This window comes from Sphingomonas sp. SDUR79, assembly GCF_056821745.1.
In genome coordinates, this window is record NZ_JBPDIN010000001.1 from 3,703,365 (window position 1) to 3,725,641 (window position 22,277).

Annotated in this window: 20 protein-coding genes; 8 read left to right on the plus strand and 12 right to left on the minus strand. The window is 66.0% G+C overall.

The window, feature by feature from the left end:
- Window positions 1-53: 53 nt before the first annotated feature.
- Both ACRYLO_RS18200 and ACRYLO_RS18205 read left to right on the plus strand, forming a co-directional pair.
- A complete protein-coding gene (locus ACRYLO_RS18200; protein ID WP_482661464.1) occupies window positions 54-2,063 on the plus strand; it encodes a tetratricopeptide repeat-containing sulfotransferase family protein in 2,010 nt (669 codons plus the stop codon).
- A 57-nt stretch (window positions 2,064-2,120) separates the two neighbouring features.
- Window positions 2,121-2,345, plus strand: coding sequence for a hypothetical protein (locus tag ACRYLO_RS18205; protein WP_294016314.1), 225 nt, complete (start codon window positions 2,121-2,123; stop codon window positions 2,343-2,345).
- 17 nt (window positions 2,346-2,362) lie between these two features.
- Here the strand turns inward: ACRYLO_RS18205 and ACRYLO_RS18210 are convergent, their stop codons facing one another.
- Genes ACRYLO_RS18210 through clpB form a run of 5 tightly spaced genes read right to left on the minus strand, consistent with a single transcriptional unit; the run spans window position 2,363 to window position 7,869 of the window.
- Window positions 2,363-2,962 carry an aspartyl/asparaginyl beta-hydroxylase domain-containing protein gene (locus ACRYLO_RS18210; RefSeq protein WP_482661465.1) on the minus strand — a complete coding sequence of 200 codons (600 nt, stop codon included), beginning with the start codon at window positions 2,960-2,962 and terminating at the stop codon, window positions 2,363-2,365.
- A gap of 11 nt (window positions 2,963-2,973) precedes the next feature.
- A complete protein-coding gene (locus ACRYLO_RS18215; RefSeq protein WP_482661466.1) occupies window positions 2,974-3,597 on the minus strand; it encodes a sulfotransferase family 2 domain-containing protein in 624 nt (207 codons plus the stop codon).
- Between the two features lie 4 nt (window positions 3,598-3,601).
- On the minus strand, window positions 3,602-4,537 hold the full coding sequence (locus tag ACRYLO_RS18220) for an aspartyl/asparaginyl beta-hydroxylase domain-containing protein (protein WP_482661467.1): 936 nt from the start codon (window positions 4,535-4,537) through the stop codon (window positions 3,602-3,604).
- A 30-nt stretch (window positions 4,538-4,567) separates the two neighbouring features.
- Entirely contained in the window at window positions 4,568-5,293 is a 726-nt protein-coding gene (locus ACRYLO_RS18225) for a 2OG-Fe(II) oxygenase (RefSeq protein WP_482661468.1), read from the minus strand.
- Complete coding sequence (clpB, locus tag ACRYLO_RS18230) at window positions 5,290-7,869, minus strand: ATP-dependent chaperone ClpB (protein ID WP_482661469.1); 2,580 nt, start codon at window positions 7,867-7,869, stop codon at window positions 5,290-5,292. Before clpB ends, ACRYLO_RS18225 begins: the two co-directional genes overlap by 4 nt.
- 203 nt (window positions 7,870-8,072) lie before the next feature.
- On the opposite strand from clpB, the gene ACRYLO_RS18235 reads away from it, so the two are divergent.
- The 3 genes from ACRYLO_RS18235 (at window position 8,073) to ACRYLO_RS18245 (ending at window position 11,527) form a co-directional block, all read left to right on the plus strand.
- Complete coding sequence (locus ACRYLO_RS18235; RefSeq protein WP_482661470.1) at window positions 8,073-10,907, plus strand: M16 family metallopeptidase; 2,835 nt, start codon at window positions 8,073-8,075, stop codon at window positions 10,905-10,907.
- A gap of 28 nt (window positions 10,908-10,935) precedes the next feature.
- Window positions 10,936-11,235, plus strand: coding sequence for a hypothetical protein (locus ACRYLO_RS18240; protein ID WP_294016302.1), 300 nt, complete (start codon window positions 10,936-10,938; stop codon window positions 11,233-11,235).
- Between the two features lie 118 nt (window positions 11,236-11,353).
- Window positions 11,354-11,527, plus strand: a complete 174-nt coding sequence (locus tag ACRYLO_RS18245) for a DUF1328 family protein (protein WP_482661471.1) — start codon at window positions 11,354-11,356, stop codon at window positions 11,525-11,527.
- Between the two features lie 271 nt (window positions 11,528-11,798).
- Here the strand turns inward: ACRYLO_RS18245 and ACRYLO_RS18250 are convergent, their stop codons facing one another.
- Window positions 11,799-12,866 (minus strand): 5-(carboxyamino)imidazole ribonucleotide synthase, encoded by a 1,068-nt coding sequence (locus ACRYLO_RS18250; protein WP_482661472.1) that lies wholly within the window; start codon window positions 12,864-12,866, stop codon window positions 11,799-11,801.
- Window positions 12,863-13,348 carry a 5-(carboxyamino)imidazole ribonucleotide mutase gene (gene purE, locus ACRYLO_RS18255; protein ID WP_482661473.1) on the minus strand — a complete coding sequence of 162 codons (486 nt, stop codon included), beginning with the start codon at window positions 13,346-13,348 and terminating at the stop codon, window positions 12,863-12,865. The genes ACRYLO_RS18250 and purE overlap by 4 nt, the downstream gene beginning before the upstream one ends.
- 103 nt (window positions 13,349-13,451) lie before the next feature.
- Here purE and ada point away from each other — a divergent pair, with 103 nt between their 5' ends.
- Window positions 13,452-14,492, plus strand: coding sequence for a bifunctional DNA-binding transcriptional regulator/O6-methylguanine-DNA methyltransferase Ada (gene ada, locus ACRYLO_RS18260; protein ID WP_482661474.1), 1,041 nt, complete (start codon window positions 13,452-13,454; stop codon window positions 14,490-14,492).
- Here the strand turns inward: ada and ACRYLO_RS18265 are convergent.
- From ACRYLO_RS18265 to ACRYLO_RS18280, 4 genes are all read right to left on the minus strand, one after another.
- Window positions 14,489-14,959, minus strand: coding sequence for a GNAT family N-acetyltransferase (locus tag ACRYLO_RS18265; RefSeq protein ID WP_482661475.1), 471 nt, complete (start codon window positions 14,957-14,959; stop codon window positions 14,489-14,491). The two genes, ada and ACRYLO_RS18265, sit on opposite strands and share 4 nt — an antisense overlap.
- Before the next feature lies 1 nt (window position 14,960).
- On the minus strand, window positions 14,961-16,487 hold the full coding sequence (locus tag ACRYLO_RS18270; RefSeq protein ID WP_482661476.1) for a trypsin-like peptidase domain-containing protein: 1,527 nt from the start codon (window positions 16,485-16,487) through the stop codon (window positions 14,961-14,963).
- A gap of 54 nt (window positions 16,488-16,541) precedes the next feature.
- Window positions 16,542-18,110 (minus strand): tetratricopeptide repeat protein, encoded by a 1,569-nt coding sequence (locus ACRYLO_RS18275; RefSeq protein WP_482661477.1) that lies wholly within the window; start codon window positions 18,108-18,110, stop codon window positions 16,542-16,544.
- Between the two features lie 63 nt (window positions 18,111-18,173).
- Window positions 18,174-20,339: a primosomal protein N' gene (locus ACRYLO_RS18280; protein ID WP_482661478.1), complete on the minus strand. Its 2,166-nt coding sequence runs from the start codon at window positions 20,337-20,339 to the stop codon at window positions 18,174-18,176.
- Between the two features lie 66 nt (window positions 20,340-20,405).
- Here ACRYLO_RS18280 and ACRYLO_RS18285 point away from each other — a divergent pair, with 66 nt between their 5' ends.
- The gene (locus ACRYLO_RS18285; protein WP_482661479.1) at window positions 20,406-20,846 is read left to right on the plus strand and encodes a hypothetical protein; all 441 of its coding nucleotides are present in this window, start codon (window positions 20,406-20,408) and stop codon (window positions 20,844-20,846) included.
- A 3-nt stretch (window positions 20,847-20,849) separates the two neighbouring features.
- On the opposite strand, the gene ACRYLO_RS18290 is transcribed toward ACRYLO_RS18285, so the two are convergent.
- Window positions 20,850-21,527, minus strand: a complete 678-nt coding sequence (locus ACRYLO_RS18290) for a DUF2490 domain-containing protein (RefSeq protein ID WP_482661480.1) — start codon at window positions 21,525-21,527, stop codon at window positions 20,850-20,852.
- A gap of 90 nt (window positions 21,528-21,617) precedes the next feature.
- Here ACRYLO_RS18290 and fsa point away from each other — a divergent pair, with 90 nt between their 5' ends.
- On the plus strand, window positions 21,618-22,271 hold the full coding sequence (gene fsa, locus ACRYLO_RS18295; protein ID WP_294016281.1) for a fructose-6-phosphate aldolase: 654 nt from the start codon (window positions 21,618-21,620) through the stop codon (window positions 22,269-22,271).
- The last annotated feature ends 6 nt before the right edge of the window (window positions 22,272-22,277 follow it).

Below are 22,277 nucleotides of genomic sequence, written 5' to 3' on the forward strand. Positions count from 1 at the left end.
AAGCACGCGTGCAGCCCTCGGCATGATCGCGCGGCGCGGGTTCGGGTAACGGCATGAACATCCAGCAGACTCTGCAACAGGCCGCGGCGCTTTTCGGTCGCGGAGATCCGGCCGGGGCGCGACAATTGGCCGAACAGGTGCTCAAGGTGGCACCGAACAACCCCGCTGCGCTGCAGATCGCGGGCATCGCGCATTGCCAGCTTGGCGCGCCCAAGATGGGCGTGCCGCTCCTGCGTCGCGCACTCAAGGCGGGCGGCGACAATCCCGGATCGCGTTTCAATCTCGCTCGCGCACTGGTCGATGCGGGGGAACTTACCGAAGCCGAGGCGATTGCCGGCGCACCCGGGCAGCCTGATGCGATGCGCCGCCTTCACGCCGATATTCTCAAGGCGCTGGGGCGTCCCTGGGAGGCGGCAATGGCCTATCAGCAGATCGTGGACGCCACTCCGCAGGACGCGGACAGCTGGAACAATCTGGGTAATATCCGGCACGAACTGGGTGAACTCGAAGCGGCCTTAGCTTCGTTGCAGCAGGCGCGGGTGCTGCGACCGGATTCAGCAGTGATCTACACCAACATCGGTCGCGTCCTGGCGTCGATGTCGCGCTATGATGATAGCGCGGTTGCCTTTCAGGAGGCAGTGCGGCTCGATCCGCGCAATCCCGCCGTGCTGATCGAATTCGGGCACGCGCTGACCCGCCTCGATCGCTCGCGCGAGGCGCTCGTCGCCTATGCGGATGCCGCGCGAATCGACTCGACCAACCCAGAGACGTTTGTCGCCATGGGTCTTGCGTTCATGGACCTGGAGGATCGCGCTCGCGCGGAGCAATCCTATCGCTTTGCGCTGAATGCCCGGGCGGATTTCGGTCCAGCGTTGCTCAATCTTGGTATCCTGCTCGAACAGGGCAATCGCATTTCAGAGTTGGAAACATTGCTGCGCCAAGCGGAGGCGCGCGGTGCGAACGGCGCGGACATCGATTATCTCAAGGCGATGGTGCTGCGTCGCCAGGGCCAGCTCGACGCCGCGCTGACCCTCGCGCGCGATGCCCGTTCGGCATCGATCAATCCGGCGGTGCGATCGCATTTTGTCGGCCAGGTCGCGGACCAACTCGGCGAGACCGGACTGGCCTTCGCCGCGTTCGAAGAGATGCACTGGGCGATGGCGCAATCGCCGCTTGGGCAAGGGGTCGATCGGCGCGCCTATCAAGCCGAGGTCGAGCAGCTGGCGGCGCGGACCACGTCGGATTGGTTCGCGCGCTGGCCCGCCATCACCCTGCCGAGCGAGCCGGCGTCGCCGACATTCATGGTCGGCTTTCCGCGGTCCGGTACGACGCTGCTCGACACGATCCTGCTCGGGCACCCGTCGGTCCATGTGCTGGAGGAAGTGCCGATCCTGGCACAGGTCGCCGACGAATTGGGCGGCTTCGATCGGATCGGCGAGATTGACGAAGATGAAGCAGTCCGGTTGCGTGGACGTTATTTCGAGGAATTGGCACGGGTGGCCCCGGACTCCGGCGGCAAGCTGATCGTCGACAAGAACCCCCTGTCGATGATGCGCGCGCCACTGATCCACCGACTGTTTCCGGACGCCCGCATCATCTTTGCGATGCGCCATCCGTGCGACGTGGTGCTGAGCTGCTTCATGCAGAATTTCAAGCTGACCCAGGCAATGGCGAGCTTCCTCGACCTGACCAGCGGCAGCCTGCTCTACGATCGGGTGATGGCCTATTGGCAGCAGTGTCGCGGCATCTTCCCGCTGAATGTGCACGAGGTGCGCTATGAGGCGATGATCGAGGATGTCGAGGGCATTGTGCGTCCGGTGTTCGACTTTCTGGGCCTCGATTGGGATCCGGCGGTGCTCGACCATCAGCGCACGGCCAAAGCGCGCGGCTTCATTCGCACGCCGAGCTATGGTCAGGTGACCGAGCCGATCTACACGCGTGCGACGGGGCGCTGGGAACGCTATCGCCCGCAACTGACGCAGATCCTGCCGATCCTTGAGCCGTGGGTCGGAGAATTCGGCTATGGTAGCACTGCGCCGGTCGAACTTGGTGCTGGCGGTTGAACTTGTCTGTGAAGTAGCTAGCCTAGCAACACTTGTACATTTTTGCGGAGTCGCCCGATGATCCTCGCCACTGTCGCCCTGTTCACCGCGGGTCTGTCGGACGATCCCGCCAAGCAGGATCCGCAGCAGCGCGTGTGCAAGCAGCAGAAGCAGACCGGCACGCGCTTCACCAAGTCAACGTGCCGCACCCGCGCGGAATGGGAAGCGATTGCCGAAGAGGCGCGCCGTACCGCTGCCGAGGCATTCAACAAGCCGGTCATCAACCTCGAAAAAGGGAACTGATCTGCTAGATCGCCTGATCAGCCGGGCGCCATGCCCGTCCCGATCCACTCCGGATCAGGCTGATCGAGGTCATAATATTCAAAGATGAGGTGCACGCGATCGGTGGTCCCGGCATTGGTCACCGAATGCACCCCCATATTGTCGACCTCGACCGCCTCCCCGATTGGCAGATGATGTCCGGCGTCGCCGGTGAAGAAGGTGACGGCTTCATTGGTTTCGAGCGGCACGTGAATCTTGTGCGGCCATTTCGCGGCGGGATTGGCGTCGCGATGCGGGCGGATTACGCCACCGGAACGCATTCGAGCGAGCATGACGCGCGGAAAGGCACCGCGCGCATAGCCATAGGGCGCGACTGCAGCCTCCAGCACCGGATCGATCAGCGGCCGCCACTCCGCCCATAGCGGACGATCATGGCTGCGGCGCCAGTCGTCCACCCCGTCGACGAAGCGGAACACGATGTGGCGGGTCGAATCGAGCGCCTCGAACCGGTTCGGCTTGCCCGCATTCTCCGCGTCCCACAGTGCCTCCGGGATCGCGGCGACGGCAGCGCGCAGCGCGGATATATCGACCGGCCCTAGCCGGCGGATGGATTGGGTCTTGCGGGGGTTGGGATACATCGCGGCGGCCCTCAGAATTCATAGCCGAACAGTTCGATGTCGCGGGCATAAAGCCGCGCCACGCCGTCGATCAGTGCCTGGTCGTAATAGCTGCGATAATCCCGGTGCTCCGACGTGTTGGCGCGACCGAGTGGCGTCGACGCAATGCCGATACGGGCGCAGATCGCGTCATAGCTGCCCTGCATATCCTCGACCCGGCCGAGATGATCGGCGAGCATCGTTCCATCCGGCGCGGTGACGAAGCTGTGCTGCGGGCGGAAGATGACGTGATGATGGGGCGGGGCGGTGAACAGGAAATGGCGCATGACGCCCTGGGGGTCGTGCTTGAACGTCCCCTGCTGGCTGGTCGCGAACGCGCAATAGGAGACGAAGCGGTCGAACGGATTGCGCACGAACGCGAATTTGAAATAATCCGCAAACCGCTCTTCACCCAGCGCCGGGCGCAGTTCGGCGAGGCTGATATGACCATGGCCCAGCCGGGCCAGCTCGGGCGCGGCCATGCGCTTCTCGACGAACAGTCGGACCTGTTCCTCATCCTCATCGCCCAGATGCGCCCGTAGCGCCTGACGGACCGAGTGGGTGCCGGTCTTGGGGATAGCCGTGAAGACGAAGCGGTGGCGGTGCGACAGGATCATCGGATCAGGACGCCAGCGCGACGCGTGCCTGCGGCGCCGGGTTGGGCGCCGCGACGTCGAAGATCAGTTCGGTCAGCGCCCGGATCAGCGGCACCTGGTTGCGCAAGGGCAGGCTCCCGCCGCCGCTCCCCATCAGATCCTGGCGCAGTCCTGCGATCAGGCGGCGATATTCCGGAAGTCCGGCGGGGTCGGTCTCAAATTCGCACCAGGCCGATGTCCAGGCGGCAGTGAACCGCTCAAGCCGGTTGAGCACGCCGTCGAGCCGCGGGTCTGGCACCGCATATTCGGCGAGAAAGGCGATGTGGCAGCGCACTTCCCATGGCGACATGATCTTGTTCATGTCGACTTTTTCGAAGCGCAGTGGGCGCGGGGCGCGCTGCGCCGGTGACGGCGCGCCATTCTGGGCCTGGTCGATCAGATCCCACATCTCTTCGCCATCGACCGTGTCGAGCACGAGATGGACCCGCTTCTCACTGCCGCCATTGTGGACATTGTGCATGCGGAATGAGTCGAACAGCCAGCAGCTGCCGGCCTCCATATGGACGCTCTCGTCGCCGCAGGTGAACAGCACGCGCGGGTTGGTGATCACCGGGATGTGGATGCGCATATGCGTGCGCCAGTGATAATTCACATCGACATGCGGTGGCACGCTGGCGCCCGGGCCAAGGCCCATCAACCGGCTGCGGCCCCAGACCGCGCCGATGTCCGCCATCACCTCCATGATGTAGGGGCTAGCGCGCAGATGGTCGGTCGCCCCCATCTGCCCGGTGAAGCCATTGGTCATCTGACCCTCGGGCGTCACCAGCAGGACTGCATCGTTGCCGGGATAATTGCCCGGATGGGGCAGCCATGCCGTGGCGGGGAGCGCACGGATTTCGGCGGCAAGCCGCTCGGCATCGAAGGATTTGTGGAGCTTCAGGAAAGGCTGCTTCAGGCGCATGGCGCATGTTCCGTCATTGGGCGCGGTGAATCAAGGGAGTGCGCGCAGCCAGCCGGTGACGGACAGCCGGGGCCCGCCGGCCCAAGGCGTCACCTGGCTGACGCTGTGCGGTTGCGGTACCGCAAACAGGCTGAGCGTGTTGAACGCCGGGACATAGCCCTCCGCAATGCCGCCGCTGCCACCGTGGAACAGCAGCAGCCCGCCCCATTCGGCGCGCCAGCGGGAGGTGAGGCCGAAGACATAGGCGGCGCGCCGATTCTTGCCCGCGACGCCATCGTCATGCCCGGTCAGGAAATCGCCTTTTTCGTATTTGGTCGCCTGCGCGTCCGCGAAATTGATGTCCGCGGCGCCGGTGACCCGCGCCAGCAGATCGAGTAGCGGCGCGCTCGCCATGAATCGCGCAAACGCAGCCAGTGGATCGTCGAGCGCGGCGCGCGCTGCGGCCTCGTCGGGTACCCGGATCGACTGGTAGCGATATTGGAAGCCATCGCGCGCGGCCGCGTTCATGACCTCCTCCAGCCGCGCGCGCTGCGCATCGGTCAGCGTCGCGAGGACCGCGGGAACCGACTCATACACCTTCTCGCCGGCATTCATCACCTGCCGCCAATCATCGCGGGCGAGCAGGTGCGCGGCGAGTGCAGTCGCGTCCGCCTCATCCAGAAACGGCGCGATCTGCACCCGGCCGGTGCGGGCGAAACGCTCGGCCAGCGTTTCGACATCGATCGACGGGGCGAGATTGAAGTCGGCCTCGCTCATGCCGGGGTCAGCACCAGGCCGCCGTCACCCTCGCTCACCCTGACGGTCGCGCCGTCCTTGACCTCGCCACGCAGGATCGCATCGGCGAGCGGGTCCTGAAGGTAGCGCTGTACCGCGCGCTTGAGCGGGCGTGCGCCGTAAACCGGGTCGTAGCCAACGCGACCGAGCCAGTCGCGCGCCTCCGGCGTCAGGTCGAGCGTGATCTTGCGGTCCTTGAGCAGCTTGCCCAGCCGCGCGACCTGAATATCGACGATCGGTGCCATTTCGCTGCGGCCGAGGCGGTGGAACAGCACGATTTCGTCGAGGCGGTTGAGGAATTCGGGGCGGAAGTGGCCGCGCACGATTTCCATCACCTGCGGCTCGACGGCGGACACGTCCTGCCCGTCCTCGAGCTGCGTCAGGAACTGGCTGCCAAGGTTGGAGGTCAGCACGATGATCGTGTTGGTGAAGTCGACCGTGCGGCCCTGCCCATCGGTCAGGCGACCATCGTCGAGCACCTGGAGCAGGATGTTGAAGACATCGCCATGCGCCTTTTCGACCTCGTCGAACAGCACGACCTGGTAGGGGCGGCGGCGGACGGCTTCGGTCAGCACGCCGCCTTCCTCATAGCCGACATAGCCGGGAGGTGCGCCGATCAGCCGGGCGACCGAATGCTTCTCCATGAACTCGCTCATGTCGATGCGCACCATCGCGCTCGAATCGTCGAACAGGAATTCGGCGAGCGCCTTGGTCAGTTCGGTCTTGCCGACGCCGGTCGGGCCGAGGAACAGGAATGACCCGAGCGGACGGTTCGGATCCTGAAGCCCGGCGCGGCTGCGGCGCACGGCGGTGGAGACGGCCTTGACCGCCGCCGCCTGTCCGATCACCCGCTTGCCGAGTTGTTCCTCCATCGCGAGCAGCTTCTCGCGCTCGCCCTCCAGCATCCGGTCGACGGGGATGCCGGTCCAGCGGCTGACGACGCCGGCGATGTCGTCGGCGGTCACTTCCTCACGCAGCATCGCGACGCCGGTGGTGGCCTGCGCCGCCTCCAGCTGCTTGGTCAGCGACGGAATCGTACCGTAGTTGAGCTCGGCCATCTTGGCGAGGTCGCCGGCGCGCTGGGCCTGTTCGAGTTCGAGCCGGGCGGCGTCGAGCGCTTCCTTGATCTTGGCCTCACCCGCGATCTTGTCCTTCTCCGCCTGCCAGCGGCCGGTCAGTTCGGCGGATTGCTGCTCCAGATTGGCGAGTTCGTGGCGAAGGTTACCTAGACGATCGTGCGAGGCGGCGTCGGTTTCCTTGGCGAGCGCCATCTCTTCGATCTTGAGCTGAACGATGCGGCGATCGAGGTTCTCGATCTCTTCGGGCTTGCTCTCCACCTCCATGCGGATGCGGCTAGCGGCCTCGTCCATCAGGTCGATCGCCTTGTCGGGCAGGAAGCGGTCGGAGATATAGCGGTTGGACAGGGTCGCCGCCGCGACGATCGCCGCGTCGGTGATCCGAACCCCATGGTGCAGCTCGTATTTTTCCTTGAGGCCGCGCAGGATCGAGATCGTGTCCTCGACCGTCGGCTCGCCGATGAAGACCGGCTGGAAGCGCCGCTGCAGCGCGGGGTCCTTTTCGACATATTTGCGATATTCGTCGAGCGTGGTCGCGCCGATGCAATGCAGTTCGCCACGCGCGAGCGCGGGCTTGAGCAGATTGCCGGCGTCCATCGCGCCTTCGCTTTTGCCCGCGCCGATCAGCGTGTGCATCTCGTCGATGAACAGCACGATGTCGCCCTCGGCACCCTTGACCTCGTCCAGCACGCCCTTCAGCCGCTCCTCGAACTCGCCGCGATATTTCGCGCCCGCGATCAGGCTGCCCATGTCGAGCGCCATCAGCTTGCGGTTCTTGAGCGTGTCGGGGACGTCGCCATTGGCGATCCGCAACGCCAGCCCCTCGGCGATCGCGGTCTTGCCGACGCCGGGGTCGCCGATGAGGACGGGATTATTCTTGGTGCGGCGGGCGAGGATCTGGATGGTGCGGCGGATTTCCTCGTCGCGGCCAATCACGGGGTCGAGCTTGCCGTCCTTCGCCGCCTGCGTCAGGTCGCGCGCGAATTTCTTGAGCGCATCGTAGCGATCTTCGGCCCCGGCGGTGTCGGCGGTACGGCCGCCGCGCAGCTGGACGATCGCGGCGTTGAGCGCTTCGGGCTTCACCCCGGCGGCGGCGAGCGCGCGTCCGGCATTGGTGGTGGAGGCGAGGGTCAGCGCGAGCAGCAGCCGTTCGACCGTGACGAAGCTGTCGCCCGCCTTGCCCGCAATCTGTTCGGCCTGGTCGAGCACGCGCACCGCGTCATTATCGAGTCCGGGCGCCTGTTGCGCGCCGCTGCCGGTGACGGCGGGGACGCGAGACAGCGCGGCGTCGGTTTCGGCGACCGCGCGCTTGGCATCGCCGCCTGCCGCCTGGATCAGCCCGGCGGCCATGCCCTGTTCGTCTTCGAGCAGCGCCTTGAGCAGATGTTCGGGGCTGATCCGCTGATGGCTCATGCGGATTGCGACGGTCTGGGCCGACTGGAGGAAACCCTTGGCGCGGTCGGTGAACTTTTCGAGATTCATGATCGTCCCTGTATTCTTTCGCCGCTAACATGGTGTTGTATTTCTGCAACACAAGTACGACGGCGCAATTCTGTGTCGCGCGCCCCGATGCTGCCGCGCCAAACCGACAGCGGCAAGTTGGGAAAACAACGCAGGGTTGCGCGGTTTCGGCAGGCCGGTATGTTGTTGCGGTCGATACCTTCCACCTAGGAACCCTTCGCGTCATGAAATTAGCTTTTGTCAGCCTGACTGCGCTTGCGGTCGTGCTCAGTGCCCCAGCGTACGCCCAGCAGGCACCCGCGCCGTCCGTGGCGGCCGTGCCTGTCGCCGATCTCGTGAAGCGCGTGGACATTCCCTATGAGCAGTTCGTGCTGGCCAATGGTCTGCGCGTCATCGTCCATACCGATCGCAAGGCGCCGATCGTCGGCGTTGCCGTATGGTATGATGTCGGGTCGAAGCACGAGCCCAAGGGCAAGACCGGCTTTGCCCACCTGTTTGAGCATCTGATGTTCAATGGCTCCGAAAATTCGCCGGGCGAGTTTTTCGAGCCGCTGAAGGAAGTCGGTGCGACCGATTACAACGGCACCACCAATTCGGACCGCACCAATTATTTCCAGACGGTGCCGCGTGCGGCGCTGGACCGCGCGCTGTTCCTGGAAAGCGACCGCATGGGCTATCTGCTCGGCGCGGTGACGCAGGGCAAGCTGGATGAGCAGCGCGGCGTGGTGCAGAATGAGAAGCGTCAGGGCGATACCCAGCCCTATGGTCTGCTGCGCTACAAGATCACCGAGGGGCTGTTCCCCGTCGGCCACCCCTATCATCACTCGACCATCGGTTCGATGGCGGACCTTGATGCGGCCAGCCTGGACGATGTGAAGAACTGGTTCCGCCAATATTATGGCCCGAACAACGCCGTGCTGGTGCTGGCCGGCGATATCGACGCCAAGACCGCCAAGCCGCTGGTCGAGAAATATTTCGGCGCGATCAAGGCTGGTCCCAAGACCGCCGAGCCGACGGTGACGGTCCCGACGCTGGCCGAGGCCAAAGCCGAGGTGATGAAGGATCGCGTTGCGGTCACCCGCATCTATCGCATGTGGGCGGTACCGGGGATGCGCGACGCGGAGTCGACCGTGCTCGACGCGTCGATCGGCGTGCTCGGCGGCCTCGCCAGCTCGCGGCTCGACAATATCTTGGTCAAGCAGGAGAAATTGGCGGTCGGCGTCGGCGCGTTCAACCAGAGCCTCGCGCAGGCCGGCATGGTGCTGATTTCGGCCGATGTTCGTCCGGGCGTCGATGCGGCGACCGTGGGCAAGCGGCTGGATGAGATCATTGCCGATTACCTGAAGAACGGTCCGACCGCCGAGGAGCTGGAGCGGTACAAGACGCGCACGGCATCGTCGCGCATCCGTGGCCTTGAATCGGTCGGCGGGTTCGGCGGCAAGGCGGTGACGCTGGCGTCGGGCGCGCTCTACATGAACGACCCGGGCTATTATAAGAAGCAGCTCGCCCAGCTGGCGGCGGTGACGCCGCAGCAGGCGCGCGATGTGACCGCCAAGTGGCTGTCGCGCCCGGTTTATTCGCTGACGATCGAGCCGGGGCCGCGCGCAGCCTATGCCGAAGCGGCAGGAACGCCGAAGGAAAAGGCGAAGGTCGCCGACGAAGTGGTGAAGGGTACGCGCGGCGCGCTGCCCGGTGTGGCCGAGGTCAAGGATATCGACTTCCCGGCGGTGACGCGTAGCAAATTGTCGAACGGGATTGAGCTGGTCTATGCCCAGCGCGACGCCGTTCCGGTGACGCAGGCGATCATCACCTTCGATGCGGGCACCGCGTCGGACGTGGCGAGCGCGCTCGGCACCGAGGGCATGACCCTGTCGCTGATCGAAGAAGGCACCAAGACCCGCAATTCCGTTCAGATCGCCGAGGCGCAGGAGCGGCTGGGTGCCGGGATCAACGTCGGCAGCAGCGCCGACCGCGCATCCATTTCGCTGTTCACGCCGAGCCCGAACCTCAACGGCTCGCTCGAACTGATGGCGGACATCGCCCGCAACCCTAGCTTCCCGCAGCCGGAGATCGAGCGGGTGCGCGGCCAGATGCTGGCGCAGATCGCACAGGTTCGCGCCAACCCGGCCGGCCTTGCCCAGATGGCGATGCCTGCGCTGATCTATGGCAAGGATTCGCCCTATGCGAAGACCGCCGCGATTGGCGGTGACGCCGAAGCGGTGAAGAAGCTGACCCGCGACGATCTGGTCAATTACTACAAGGCGTGGATCCGCCCGGACAAGGCGAAGATCTTCGTCGTTTCGGACCGTCCGCTGACCGAGGTGAAGGCTGCGTTCGAGGCGAAGTTCGGCGACTGGAAGGGTGAGGGTGCCGCCGGCACCAAGGATTTCGCCGCCAAGCCGCAACAGGCCGCGCCGAAGATCCTGCTGATCGACCGGCCCGATTCGCCCCAGTCGCTGATCCTGGCCGGGCAGATGACCCCGGTCGACCCGTTCGGCGACCCGATCGCGCTGGGCACCGCGACCGAAGTGCTGGGCGGCGACTTCCTGTCGCGCATCAACATGAACCTGCGCGAGGACAAGGCGTGGTCATACGGCGCGCGCGGCGGCCTCAGCCGGCTCGAGCATGCGGTGCCGTTCATCGTGTCTGCGCCGGTGCAGGCCGATAAGACCGGTCCGGCGATCGCCGAAATCCAGAAGGAGCTGCAGGGCTATCTGGGCGACAAGGGCATCACCAAGGCCGAGTTCGACCGGTCGGTGGTGAGCGCGATTCGCCGTCAGGCGGGCCAGTATGAAACCGCCGGTGCGGTGCTTGGCGCGATGCAGTCGAACGACTTCCTGCGCCGTCCGGACGACTATCAGGAGCAGATCGCGAAAAAATATCGCGCGCTGACAATCCCGCAAGTTGACGCTGCGGCACGCGCGGCTCTCGACCCCGCCAAGCTGGTCTGGGTCGTGGTCGGTGATGCATCGAAGGTTCGGGCACAGCTTGACAGCCTCGGCCTGCCTGTCGAGGTGGTGAAGCCCGAAGACGTCGGCCCTAGTGCCGGCGGCAAGTGAGGCGCAACGGATTACAGGAGAGCAGAGCATGGCGAATGTCGATGGAAGCTGGGATACCGTAACCCACTCACCGATGGGTGCGCAGAAGGCGACGCTGACCGTCACCAGCGATGGCGACAGCTTCACCGGCACCTATGCCGGCGCGATGGGCACGACCGATATCAAGAATGGCAAGGTCGATGGCGACAAGCTCAGCTGGTCGCTCGATATCACCGTGCCGATGCCGATGACGCTGACGTGCGAAGCCACGGTCGATGGCGACACGATCAAGGGCAACGTCACCGCGGGTGCGTTCGGCAGCTTCCCGATGGAGGGCACGCGCGCCTGATCGCGTGAGTGTCTGAACCGAAATGGCCCGCTTTCCGCGAGGGAGGCGGGCTTTTTCGTGGGCCCGGGGCAACTCCCGGCGGCTGAGGCGTTCTTTCCTCAATAGAGGGAGATTTCAGATGCTACGTGCCGCCTTCATCTGCGCGATCATCGCGCTTGTGCTCGGCCTGCTGGGCTTTGGCGGGATCGCCGGATTTGTCTGGGATATCGCCAAGATTCTGTTCTTCATTGCGCTGGCCGTGGCCGCGCTGTTCCTGATTCTGGGCGTGACGATCTACAAGAAGGTGACCTGAAGCTAGAGCCTATTCGGGCTGGCTAGAGACGTCGTGATTGCCCTGGCGTGTCCGCTGGCAAGGAGGGGGTCGCGGCGCGTAGCGGCGCTACGCGCAAGATCTGCGACGCAGACCAGCGGGCGCGCCAGGGCAACCCCGAAGGGGCGGGTGCCTTTTGGCGCATTGCGTCGTCCCTCGTCGGTCACGATGCTTTGGCATCGCTCCCTCCTCGCTCCTCGCCCTGCGCCAAAATCCGCTCCGTCCCGCTGCCTCTAGCCAGCCCGAATAGGCTCTAGCGCGTCACCCGCGTGACATGGCCCATCTTGCGGCCGGGGCGCGCCTCGTGCTTGCCGTAAAGGTGCAGGTGCGCGCCCGGTTCGGCGAGCAGGTCGTGCCACGCATCGACAGCGTCGCCGATCAGGTTGCGCATCTCGACCGCGTTGCCGGTCAGCGCCACGGGGCCGAGTGGAAGGCCGAGCACCGCGCGGACATGATTTTCGAACTGCGAAGTTACGGCGCCCTCGATCGTCCAGTGGCCGCTATTGTGGACGCGCGGGGCCATTTCGTTGAACACCGGGCCGTCGGGCGTGGCGAAGAACTCGCAGGTCAGCAGGCCGACATGGTTCAGCCGATCCGCGAGTTGCGTTGCGAGCATGATCGCGGCGGGGGCGTGTTCGAGGATCGCGGCGGGGGCAGGCGCGGTCGAGCGGTCGAGAATACCGCCGACATGCTCGTTATGCGGGGTGGGATAGGCGATGCTCTGGCCATCCACGCCGCGGACCAGCAGCACCGAGAATTCATGGGTGAAGGCGACCAGCCCTTCGAGCACGCATTCGCGCTCGCCAATCGATGCCCATGCGGCATCGGCTTCGGCGGGCGAAGCGAGGCGGACCTGGCCCTTGCCGTCATAGCCCTCGGTCGCGGTCTTGAGGATCGCGGGGGTGCCGATCGCGGCGAGTGCGGCGTCGAGATCGGCGCGCGAGGCGACCGGGTGCCACGGCGCGGGGCGACCGCCGCATTCCTCCGCGAGGCGCTTCTCGTTCCAGCGGTGCGCCGCGGTTTCGAGCGAGGCATGGCCGGGGCGGACCGGCGCGTGGGCGGAGATCGTCGCGACGGCGAGCGCGTCGACATTCTCGAACTCATAAGTGACGACTGCGCAGTCGCGGGCGAAGGCGGCGAGCGCGGCTTCGTCGTCATAGGCGGCGCAGGTGAAGGCGGCGGCGACGTCACATGCCGGGCCGCTTTCGGGTGCATAGATGTGACAGCGATAGCCGAGCTGCGCGGCGGCGACCGCGATCATCCGGCCGAGCTGGCCGCTGCCAAGGATGCCAAGGGTGCTGCCGGGCGGAACTGCGGTCATTCGGGGTCCGTTGCGACGCTTTCGGTCTGGCGCGCGCGCCATGCCTTGAGCCGGTCGGCGAGGTCCGCGTCGCTGGTGGCGAGGATCGCGGCGGCGAGCAGGCCGGCGTTGATCGCGCCCGCCTTGCCGATCGCCAGCGTGCCGACGGGGATACCGCCTGGCATCTGAACGATCGAGAGCAGGCTATCCATGCCCTTCAGCGCCTTGGATTCGACCGGCACGCCGAGCACGGGAAGGTGGGTCATCGCCGCCGCCATGCCGGGCAGGTGCGCCGCACCGCCTGCGCCCGCGATCACGACCTTGAGGCCGCGATCGGCTGCGCCGGTCGCGTAGTCGTAGAGCCGCTGCGGGGTGCGGTGCGCGGAGACGACCTTGGTCTCATACGGCACGCCAAGCGCGTCGAGCGTCTCGGCTGCGTGGCGCATCGTCTCCCAATCGGAGGTGCTGCCCATGATGATGCCGACCAGTGGTGCGTCCGCCATTCGCCTGCCCTGAAAGCTGCGGGAAAGCGTCCCCCTAAAGGCGTCGCGCTTTGGACGCAATGCGCGGGAAGCACCGCGCGGAAGATCGGCTATATCAGCGCGTATGACCGACGCGATGCTCTCCGACGACGAAGCCTGGGATGCCTTCCAGCGCCGTGACCGTGCCTATGACGGGCGGGTTATCGCGGGGGTGCTGACCACCGGCATCTATTGCAAGCCGAGTTGCCCGGCGCGGCATCCGTTGCGTGCCAATGTCCGCTTCTTCCCCGATGCGGCGAGCGCGCGGGCAAGCGGGCTGCGCGCATGCCTGCGCTGCAAGCCCGATGAGGTCGGGCGCGAGCGGGTGGCGGTGGCGCGGGCGGTCGCCTTGCTGGAGGGGGCCGAGGAAGCGATCGGGCTCGAGGCGCTCGCGGTCGAGGTCGGTTACGCGCCGCATCATTTCCAGCGATTGTTCAAGCGCGCGACCGGGGTGACGCCGGCCGCCTATGCCCGTGGGGTGCGCGCGCGACGCGCGGCCGCCGCACTCGAAATGGAGGGAAGCGTGACCGATGCGATCTATGAAGCGGGCTATTCCGCGCCCAGCCGCTTTTACGAAACTGCCGCCGACCGGCTGGGCATGACGCCGAGCGCGTGGCGCAACGGTGGGGCGGGGGTGACCATCCGCTGGACCGTCGCGCCGACCAGCCTGGGGCCGCTGCTGATCGCGGCGACCGACAAGGGGCTGTGCCGGGTGGCGTTCGACGAGGACAGCCTGGCGCTCGCCGCGCGGTTTCCGCGGGCGGAGATCGTCGCTGGCGGCGCGGCGCTCGCCGATCTGGCGGAGCGCGTGGTGGGCGAGGTTGAACAGCCGGGGCGGCACACCGACCTGCCGCTCGACGTGCGCGGGACGGCGTTTCAGGAGGCGGTGTGGCAAGCGCTGCGCGCAATCCCGCCGGGCGAGACGCTGAGCTACACCCAACTCGCCATCGCGGCGGGGCGGCCCGGCGCGGTGCGCGCGGCGGGGACGGCATGCGGGGCGAATAGCGTTGCCGTCGTCATCCCGTGCCATCGGGCGCAGCGCAGCGACGGCAGCATGGGCGGCTATGCCTATGGGATTCAGCGCAAGAAGGTGCTGCGCGCGCGGGAAGGGGTGGAGGACGCCTAATCGATGGCGCGGCGCATGCGGAAGGTGCCAGGGCCGTATCCGCCTGTTTCGACGATCGCAAAGCCCTGTGTCGTCCAGAACGCCTCGGCGCTGTTGACTGCGACGAGCGTGATGTCGCGATACCCCGTCGACCGCGCGTGTTCGATGACAAGCGCCGTCGCTGCGCTACCGGCACCCTGCCCGCGTGTTTCGGGCAGCAGCGCAATGTCGTGAAGGTAGAAGCTGTCGGCATCGGGCGGAATAGTCCCGAGCAGCGCGCCCAGCGCGGGCGATGCCGCGCGGTGCCAGGGATGGGCGACGAGCAGCCCGGCGACGGTATCGCCCTGCTGCCAGACGAAGCAGCCGGTCGGCCACAGCGTCAGTCGCTCTGCATAGACCTCGACCGGCTCGGCATAGCGGCCGTGCACCAGCGTCGAAATCTCCGCGACCGCCGGCAGGTCGGCGACCGTCATCGCGCGCCAGCCCATTTCAGCCTGCCGGCTTGCAGCTATAGACCAGTCGCTCGTTGAAGACCTGCGGCAGGGCGGTGCGGATCGATTGCTGGCGCGTGGCGAGGTCAGCGCGTGCTGCGGGATCGGTCGAGCATGCCTTGACCTTCACGTCCGCGCGGCGCTTGCGTGCGATATCCATCTGCGCTGCGGAGAGGAGGTAGCGTGTCGTCGAATAGGTCCGCGTCGTCGGGGCATATTCGAGCACCGACACCGTTGCCTCGTCATCCGGAACCAGGATGCGCTGCCAATTCTGCCCGGACTCGGCATATTGGGTGCGGCCGTTGACGCAGCCATCGGGGTTGATGTCGATCGCCACATCCTTGGTATCCGACACGGTGACGCGCGACCGGACCGGGTCGATGGTGCAGGTCATCTTGCCGAGGCCGCCCGGCTGGGCGACCGGTGGCGGCACGGCGACGCGCGCGGCACCATCGATAGCGGTTGGATCGAATTCAGGGCGCAGCACGAAGGTTGCAACCGACGCGACGATCAACGCGCCGCCGCCGACCGCGGTCATGATCGCCTCACGCTTCTGCTCGCGGATCAGCAGCAGCCCCGCGACCCCGAGCACGAATGCACCGATGACCAGCAACAGCGCGGCCCCGGCCATATAGTTTTCGCGCGTCACGATATTGTCGCTGCGCGCCTGTTGAATGGCATCCTCACGGTCTGCGGCGGCCTTCGCTGCGGCCTCCCGCGCGCGTTGTTCGTCGGCCACGCGCGCCTGTTCGGCGGCGGTGCGGTCCTGTGCCAGCCGTTCGGCGATGCTGGTGCAGGTGACGCCGTTCGACGGCATCGGCTGCTTTGCCTCACGCAGGAAGGCGGCAACTTCCTCGTTGCTGATCGCAAAGCCGAAGCTGGCATCGCCATCGTCGGCGCGGGTCAGCGCGGCGTTGACGCCAAGCACGCGGCCGCACGGGTCGAGCAGCGGCCCGCCCGAATTGCCGCGGGCGATCCCCGCGGTGTGGAGCAGCACCTTCACCCCCTGAAGATCGCGGCGGCCCGAGAACACGCCCTGCGAGCGGACCGGGGTGAGCGGGGTGATGAAGTCGGCCGCAGTGCGCGCGGTGGCCAGATCGACATTGCCCGGATAGCCGAGCGCGATCATCGCATTCCCCTCGCTGATCGGCCCCGAGTAAAAGGTCAGCGCGGGCAGGCGGATGCCGGTAAATTCGATCAGCGCCAGATCGCGGTCGCTATCGATCGCGATCAGGCGGCCCTGGAACGATTTGTCGCCCTCCGACGGAACGACGCCGATCAGGACGTTGCCGGGATAGCGCTCGGCCGCCTCAACCACATGCGCATTGGTCAGGACGCGGTTGGGGGCGACGGCAAAGCCGCTGCCATGGCCGAACCCGACCACCTCACCTTCGACCGTGGCGATGGTGACGATCCGCACCACGCCGCGCCCGGCGGCGGAGATGTCGTCATCGGCGCGCGCCGGGGCCGAGCCGAGGCCGAGCGCGATGCCCAGCATCGTCAACAAAAACAGCAATCGCGTCACGCTGGCACCTCCGCCCGCCCTGTTTCGCGAAACCGGGCGGGCGGCGCAAGCATACTAATTGCCCGCAGCGGGTGCCGCTTTGCCGTCGCGCTTCGCGAGCAGCCGCACCAGCATTTCGCGCGGCGTTTCCGCATCGTCCTCGTCATCAACCTCGCGATACTGGCCGCGGAATTTCTCCCGCTGACGCTTGGCCTTTTCGCTTTCGTCTTCAAGGCCATAGGCAAGCGGAGCCAGCGTATCGATGGCGTCCTGAATCATCCCGCGTGCTTCGTAATCCTTGACGACGAGCAAGCGGAGCGAGTTTTCGCGCGGGATCAGGTCCAGCGCATGCGCCAGCGCATTCTGCGCGCTCGCGGGCGGCAGAACGCCGCGTCGTGAATAGCTTTCATAGAAAGCGCGAGCAAAGCGCGGCTCGTTCGGCAACGCCTTCATCGCCGCGCGCAGTCTCGCCCGTGTCGCGTCCCACGCTGTTTCGTCCGTCGATTGGGCCGCGATCAGCGCATCGATCTCGTTGACGCTGCGGAAATAATTGCCCCAGGGGCTGGCCGGATCGAGCGTCAGCAGGCGATCGGCGGCGGCGAGCGATTCGGCACGATTGCCGGCCATGCGTTCTGCATCGGCCAGCACCCGCAGCGCGTCCGGATTGGACAGGTAGGGGCGCGTGACGTTGCGGACGCGATTGGCGAATGTCTTGGCACCCGACACCAGAACGCCCGCGCTCATGCGCATTTCGATGTTCACCAGCGCGCTGGCAGCGGGTGACAGCTTTTCGACGGTGATCGGTCCAGCGGTGAGTTGCGGGTAATGGACGCCCTCGGCGGGGATGCGATTGAGCTTGGAATAAGCGCGCACCTCGCGGTCGAACGCATCCATGTCCCCGAACGCGGCAAGGGCATCGCCGAACGACTGACCGGCGTTGATCCGGCGCAGATAGTCCTTGAGCTTGGTGCGGCCGGCATCGGTGCTGTAGAGATAATGCACCGTGATCCAGCCTTGCGAATAGAAGGCAATCCCGGGAAACTTGGACTTGCCGGGGATCGGGTTCATCAACTCCTTGAGCGGCACCCAGTCGAGCCGCCTGAGCGTTTCGGCGCGGTTGGGGAGAAACATTCCAACCTTGGCGATGTTGTCGTCGGTGATTTCGATCGCGCCGATATAATCGGCAAAGCCTTCAACATACCAGGCGGGATAGGCGGCCGGGAAATACTGGAACATGAAATGGTGGGTCAGCTCATGCTGCAGCACCGTCACGGCGCTGAACTGCGTCCGCCCCGTCGCCGAATCCTTCAAATCCTGTCGCGGCATGACCGTGAAGGGGCCGCGCATCGTCGTGTTGTAATAGCCGAGCACGCCGCCCGCCGGATAGGGCAGCGAGTCCGCGACCTCGAGCTGGCTTGGCAGGAAATAGACCTTGATCTTGACCGGCACTTCCTTGAGCCGCCGCGCCCCGGTCATCGTCTGGAGCACGCGGCCGAATTTCTCGAGCGCTTCGACCCGCTCCTTCAGATCCTCGGGCGTGCCATTGCTATAGGCGATGAAGTTGGTGGATTCGGCGCGCGACCATTGCGCCTGTGCCGCGACGGGCAGGATGAGGCCGAACACGACCAGCAATATGCGAAACATCTTGATTGAACCCCCTAGTTCCAATGCGATGATGCTAGGATAGGTTTGTCGGGGTGCGCAAGATCACAGAAAATTGTACGGGTCGACGTCCACCACCACGCGGACCTTGGTCGGCCATTCCAGTGCGCCGAGCCAGTCGCGGATCACGTCCTGAACATCGAGCGCGCGGCGGGCGTGGACCAGCAGGCGGAAGCGGTGGCGGCCGCGCAGCATTGCGAGCGGAGCGGGGGCGGGGCCGAACACCTGCATCGCCTCCACCTTTGGCGCGCTGCGGCCGATCGCGCGGGCGGTGTCGAGCGCTGAGTCCTTGTCCTCGCTCGATACGATGATCGCGGCGAAGCGGCCAAAGGGCGGGGCGCCGGCCTCGCGGCGTGCCTCGGTCTCGGCGGCGTAGAAGCCTTCGGCATCGCCATTGACCAACGCGCGCATGACCGGCGCCTTGGGGCTGTGCGTCTGGATGAGGACGGTGCCGGGCTTTTCGCCGCGCCCGGCGCGCCCGGCCACCTGGCAGATCTGCTGGAAGCTACGTTCCGCCGCGCGCAGGTCGCCGCCCTCAAGCCCAAGATCGGCATCGACCACGCCGACCAGGGTCAGATTGGGGAAATGATAGCCCTTGGTCACCAATTGCGTGCCGACGACGATGTCGATGTCGCCCGCCTCCATCCGCGCGACGAATTCCGCCGCCTTGGCCGGGGACCAGATGGTGTCGGAGGTGACGATGGCGGTCTTGGCATCGGGGAAGAGGGCGGCGACCTCATCGGCGATGCGCTCGACGCCGGGGCCACAGGCGACCAGGCTGTCCTCGCTGTCGCATTCGGGGCAGGCGCGCGGCGTCGGGATGGTGTGGCCGCAATGGTGGCAGGCGAGGCGGTTGATCAGGCGATGCTCGACCATCCACGCGGTGCAATTGGGGCATTGGAAGCGATGCCCGCAGGTGCGGCACAGGGTCAGCGGGGCATAGCCGCGGCGGTTGAGGAACAGCAGCACCTGTTCCTTGCGCTCCAGCGTCGCGTCGATCGCGCGGACCAGCTTGGGGGCGAGCCAGCGGCCGCGCATCGGCGGATCGGCGAGCAGGTCGATCGCCTCGATCGCTGGCATCTCCGCGACGCCATAGCGCCCGGGCAGCTTGAGTTCGGTGTAGCGGCCGAGTGCGACCTGTTGTCGGGTTTCAATCGCGGGGGTGGCGCTGGCGAGGATCACCGGGCAGCCTTCGAAATGCGCACGCATCACTGCGACGTCGCGCGCGTGATAATGGACGCCTTCCTCCTGCTTGAAGCTGGTCTCATGCGCCTCGTCGACGACGATCAGGCCGAGATTGGGATAGGGGAGGAAGAGCGAGGAGCGCGCGCCGACGGTGACCAATGCTTCGCCCGTGGCGATGGCGCGCCAGGCCCGGCGGCGCTGCGACTGGCGCAGGCCCGAGTGCCAGGCGACTGGCTCAACCCCGAAACGGGCGTGGAAGCGTTTGAGGAACGGCTCGGTCAGCGCAATTTCGGGCAGCATGACCAGTGTCTGACGCCCGGCTCGAATTGCCTCCGCTACGGCCTCGAAATACACTTCGGTCTTACCCGATCCGGTGACGCCGTCGAGGAGGAAGGGGTGAAACTGCCGGTCGCGCACCGCTTGGCGCAGCGTCGCGGCGACCGTGTCCTGCTCATCGGACAGTTCAGGCGCGCCGAAGCTTGGGTCCGGGAGCGGATAGGGCGTGTCGAGTGCGACCGTTACCCCCTCGATCGCACCGCTCTTGACCAGCCCGCGGATCACGCCGTCGGAGACATCTGCGATCGTCGCCAGTTCGCGGATCAGCCCTTGGCGGTCGCCAATGCGCTCCAGCGCCTGTTCGCGCTGCGCGGTCATGCGCGGCGGCACTTCGCCGGTAGCGCGATATTCGACGATGGTCTTGCCGCCCTCTAGCGCCGAGGTCGAGCTGAGCGCCATCCGCAGCACCGAGGCGATCGGGGCGAGATAATAGTCGGCGGTCCATTCGATCAGGCGGCGCAGCGGCGCGGGGATGGGTGGCGCATCGGCAACGGCGAGCAGGTTGCGCAGGCGGTTGTCGCCAATCTCCTCCGTCGGCAGCCGCTCCGCTTCCCACACCACGCCGATCAGCTGGCGCGGCCCGAGCGGCGCGACGACGATCGACCCCGGTTCGACCGTCATCCCGCGCGGGACGCGATAGTCGAGCGGGCCGAGCGCGGAGTTGAGGACGATGACGCGGGCGCGAGACATGTTTGCCATATCGGCATTCCCGCGCGGCGTGGGAAGCGCTAACCAGCACTGCAGAGGAGATCGCCGATGCTCATCCCAGCATTGCTGTTGCTTCAAGCCACCACCAGCTGCGCCGCGACTGATGTCGCGCTGCCCGCCAGTCTCTCGGGCTGGACCACGCAGGCCGACGGGTTCGGGATCAATCAGGCGGTAACGCTCGAAGCGGGCGATGTCGCGAAGCTGCCCGGCGTGCCCGCCGGCGCAAAGCCGGGCGGGGCGGTGATGATCGGGTTCCGGATCGAAACGGCCGGGCGCTATGGCGTCGCGCTCGACCAGCACGGCTGGATCGATGTGGTGCCGGGCGTTGCCGGTGGCGCGCCGGTCAAATCGACTCAGCACGGACATGGGCCGGACTGCTCATCGATCGGTAAGATCGTGCGCTTCGACTTGCAGCCGGGGATTTACCGGCTCTACCTTACCGGCCTCGACCAGCCGCGCGCAAAGGCGATGCTCGTCGCACCGCAATAGCGGCTATTCGTCTTCGTGCTGCGGCTTCCCGCCAAGCGCGATGGTCAACTGAAGGCTGAGCGCATGGTCCATCTGGTCGCGCGCGCCGCCTTTGCCGAAGCGATACTGGTTGAGATAGGCGATGTCGGCATTCAGCCCATCGGCCACCGGTAGCGTGACGCCGATCTGGTTGCGCATCCGCTCATAGCCCTTGCGCTGGCCCCAAACGGTGCTGTTGGGCAGATAGAAGCTTTCATGCCCGGCAAAGAGGGCGATGCCCTTGTCGCCCAGCGGATGGTTGTAGCGGACCAGCGGGCGGATGCGGAAGCCGATCTCGTCCCCGCCGGGGTGAAAGCGCTGATCGACGCGCAGGCGGGTCGAGATGCGACCGAAGGTGGCGACCACCTGTTGCCGAAGCCGGTCTTCATCCGCTGCATTGCTGTTCCCATGGGCGGACACGCGGCGATAGCCGATCCCGATCTCGACATTGTCGGCGACCTTGGTGCTGACGATCCCGCCGATTTCGGTGTGGAACAGTCCGTCCATGCGGTCGCTGAACCGGGCAATCCCCTCCAGCGTGACCCGCGACTGATCGTCGAGGCGAATCTGGGCGTTGGTCTGGAGCCAGAACTGCTCATCGACCTGCTGCGCCAAGGCTGGCGCGGCGGCGAACATCGGCACGACGAGAAAGATGGAGCGCATGGGAGTCCGGTGTTAGAGGGCTTCGCGAACAGAGTCGCGCTCCGCATAGCGCGACGTCATGTAACTGTCACATTCCACCGGAGTTCCCCCATGAAGTTCTTCGCCGACACCGCCGACACCAACGATATTCGCGAGCTGGCGGATGCCGGGCTGCTGGATGGCGTGACCACCAATCCGTCGCTGATCCACAAGGCGGGGCGCAACTTCCTGGAAGTCGTCGCCGAGATTTGCGAGATCGTGGATGGCCCGGTGTCGGCCGAAGTCGTCGCGCTCGATTATGACGGCATGATGCGCGAGGCGGAGATCGTGCGGAAGATCGCCGACAATGTCGCGGTCAAGCTGCCGCTGACGATCGAGGGGCTGAAGGCGTGCAAGGCGCTGACCAGCGACGGGACGATGGTCAATGTGACCCTGTGCTTCTCGGCCAATCAGGCGCTGCTGGCGGCAAAGGCCGGGGCGACGTTCATCTCGCCGTTCGTCGGGCGGCATGACGATATCGGGTTCGACGGGATGGACCTGATCGGCGATATCCGCCTGATCTATGATAACTATGCGTTCGAGACCGAAATTCTGGTCGCCAGCGTCCGTCACCCGATCCACATCCTCGAAGCCGCCAAGCTCGGCGCCGACGTGATGACCGCGCCGCCGGCGGTGATCCGCCAGCTGGTCAAGCATCCGCTGACCGACAAGGGGATCGAGGGCTTTATGGCCGACTGGGCGAAGACCGGGCAGACGATCGCCTGAGGGTTG

Bases quoted from the DNA above. Each gene is read 5' to 3' on its own strand.
- ACRYLO_RS18200 (WP_482661464.1), top strand. From the start codon at position 54: ATGAACATCCAGCAGACTCTGCAACAGGCCGCGGCGCTTTTCGGTCGC.
- ACRYLO_RS18205 (WP_294016314.1), top strand. From the start codon at position 2,121: ATGATCCTCGCCACTGTCGCCCTGTTCACCGCGGGTCTGTCGGACGAT.
- ACRYLO_RS18210 (WP_482661465.1), bottom strand. From the start codon at position 2,962: ATGTATCCCAACCCCCGCAAGACCCAATCCATCCGCCGGCTAGGGCCG.
- ACRYLO_RS18215 (WP_482661466.1), bottom strand. From the start codon at position 3,597: ATGATCCTGTCGCACCGCCACCGCTTCGTCTTCACGGCTATCCCCAAG.
- ACRYLO_RS18220 (WP_482661467.1), bottom strand. From the start codon at position 4,537: ATGCGCCTGAAGCAGCCTTTCCTGAAGCTCCACAAATCCTTCGATGCC.
- ACRYLO_RS18225 (WP_482661468.1), bottom strand. From the start codon at position 5,293: ATGAGCGAGGCCGACTTCAATCTCGCCCCGTCGATCGATGTCGAAACG.
- clpB (WP_482661469.1), bottom strand. From the start codon at position 7,869: ATGAATCTCGAAAAGTTCACCGACCGCGCCAAGGGTTTCCTCCAGTCG.
- ACRYLO_RS18235 (WP_482661470.1), top strand. From the start codon at position 8,073: ATGAAATTAGCTTTTGTCAGCCTGACTGCGCTTGCGGTCGTGCTCAGT.
- ACRYLO_RS18240 (WP_294016302.1), top strand. From the start codon at position 10,936: ATGGCGAATGTCGATGGAAGCTGGGATACCGTAACCCACTCACCGATG.
- ACRYLO_RS18245 (WP_482661471.1), top strand. From the start codon at position 11,354: ATGCTACGTGCCGCCTTCATCTGCGCGATCATCGCGCTTGTGCTCGGC.
- ACRYLO_RS18250 (WP_482661472.1), bottom strand. From the start codon at position 12,866: ATGACCGCAGTTCCGCCCGGCAGCACCCTTGGCATCCTTGGCAGCGGC.
- purE (WP_482661473.1), bottom strand. From the start codon at position 13,348: ATGGCGGACGCACCACTGGTCGGCATCATCATGGGCAGCACCTCCGAT.
- ada (WP_482661474.1), top strand. From the start codon at position 13,452: ATGACCGACGCGATGCTCTCCGACGACGAAGCCTGGGATGCCTTCCAG.
- ACRYLO_RS18265 (WP_482661475.1), bottom strand. From the start codon at position 14,959: ATGGGCTGGCGCGCGATGACGGTCGCCGACCTGCCGGCGGTCGCGGAG.
- ACRYLO_RS18275 (WP_482661477.1), bottom strand. From the start codon at position 18,110: ATGTTTCGCATATTGCTGGTCGTGTTCGGCCTCATCCTGCCCGTCGCG.
- ACRYLO_RS18280 (WP_482661478.1), bottom strand. From the start codon at position 20,339: ATGTCTCGCGCCCGCGTCATCGTCCTCAACTCCGCGCTCGGCCCGCTC.
- ACRYLO_RS18285 (WP_482661479.1), top strand. From the start codon at position 20,406: ATGCTCATCCCAGCATTGCTGTTGCTTCAAGCCACCACCAGCTGCGCC.
- ACRYLO_RS18290 (WP_482661480.1), bottom strand. From the start codon at position 21,527: ATGCGCTCCATCTTTCTCGTCGTGCCGATGTTCGCCGCCGCGCCAGCC.
- fsa (WP_294016281.1), top strand. From the start codon at position 21,618: ATGAAGTTCTTCGCCGACACCGCCGACACCAACGATATTCGCGAGCTG.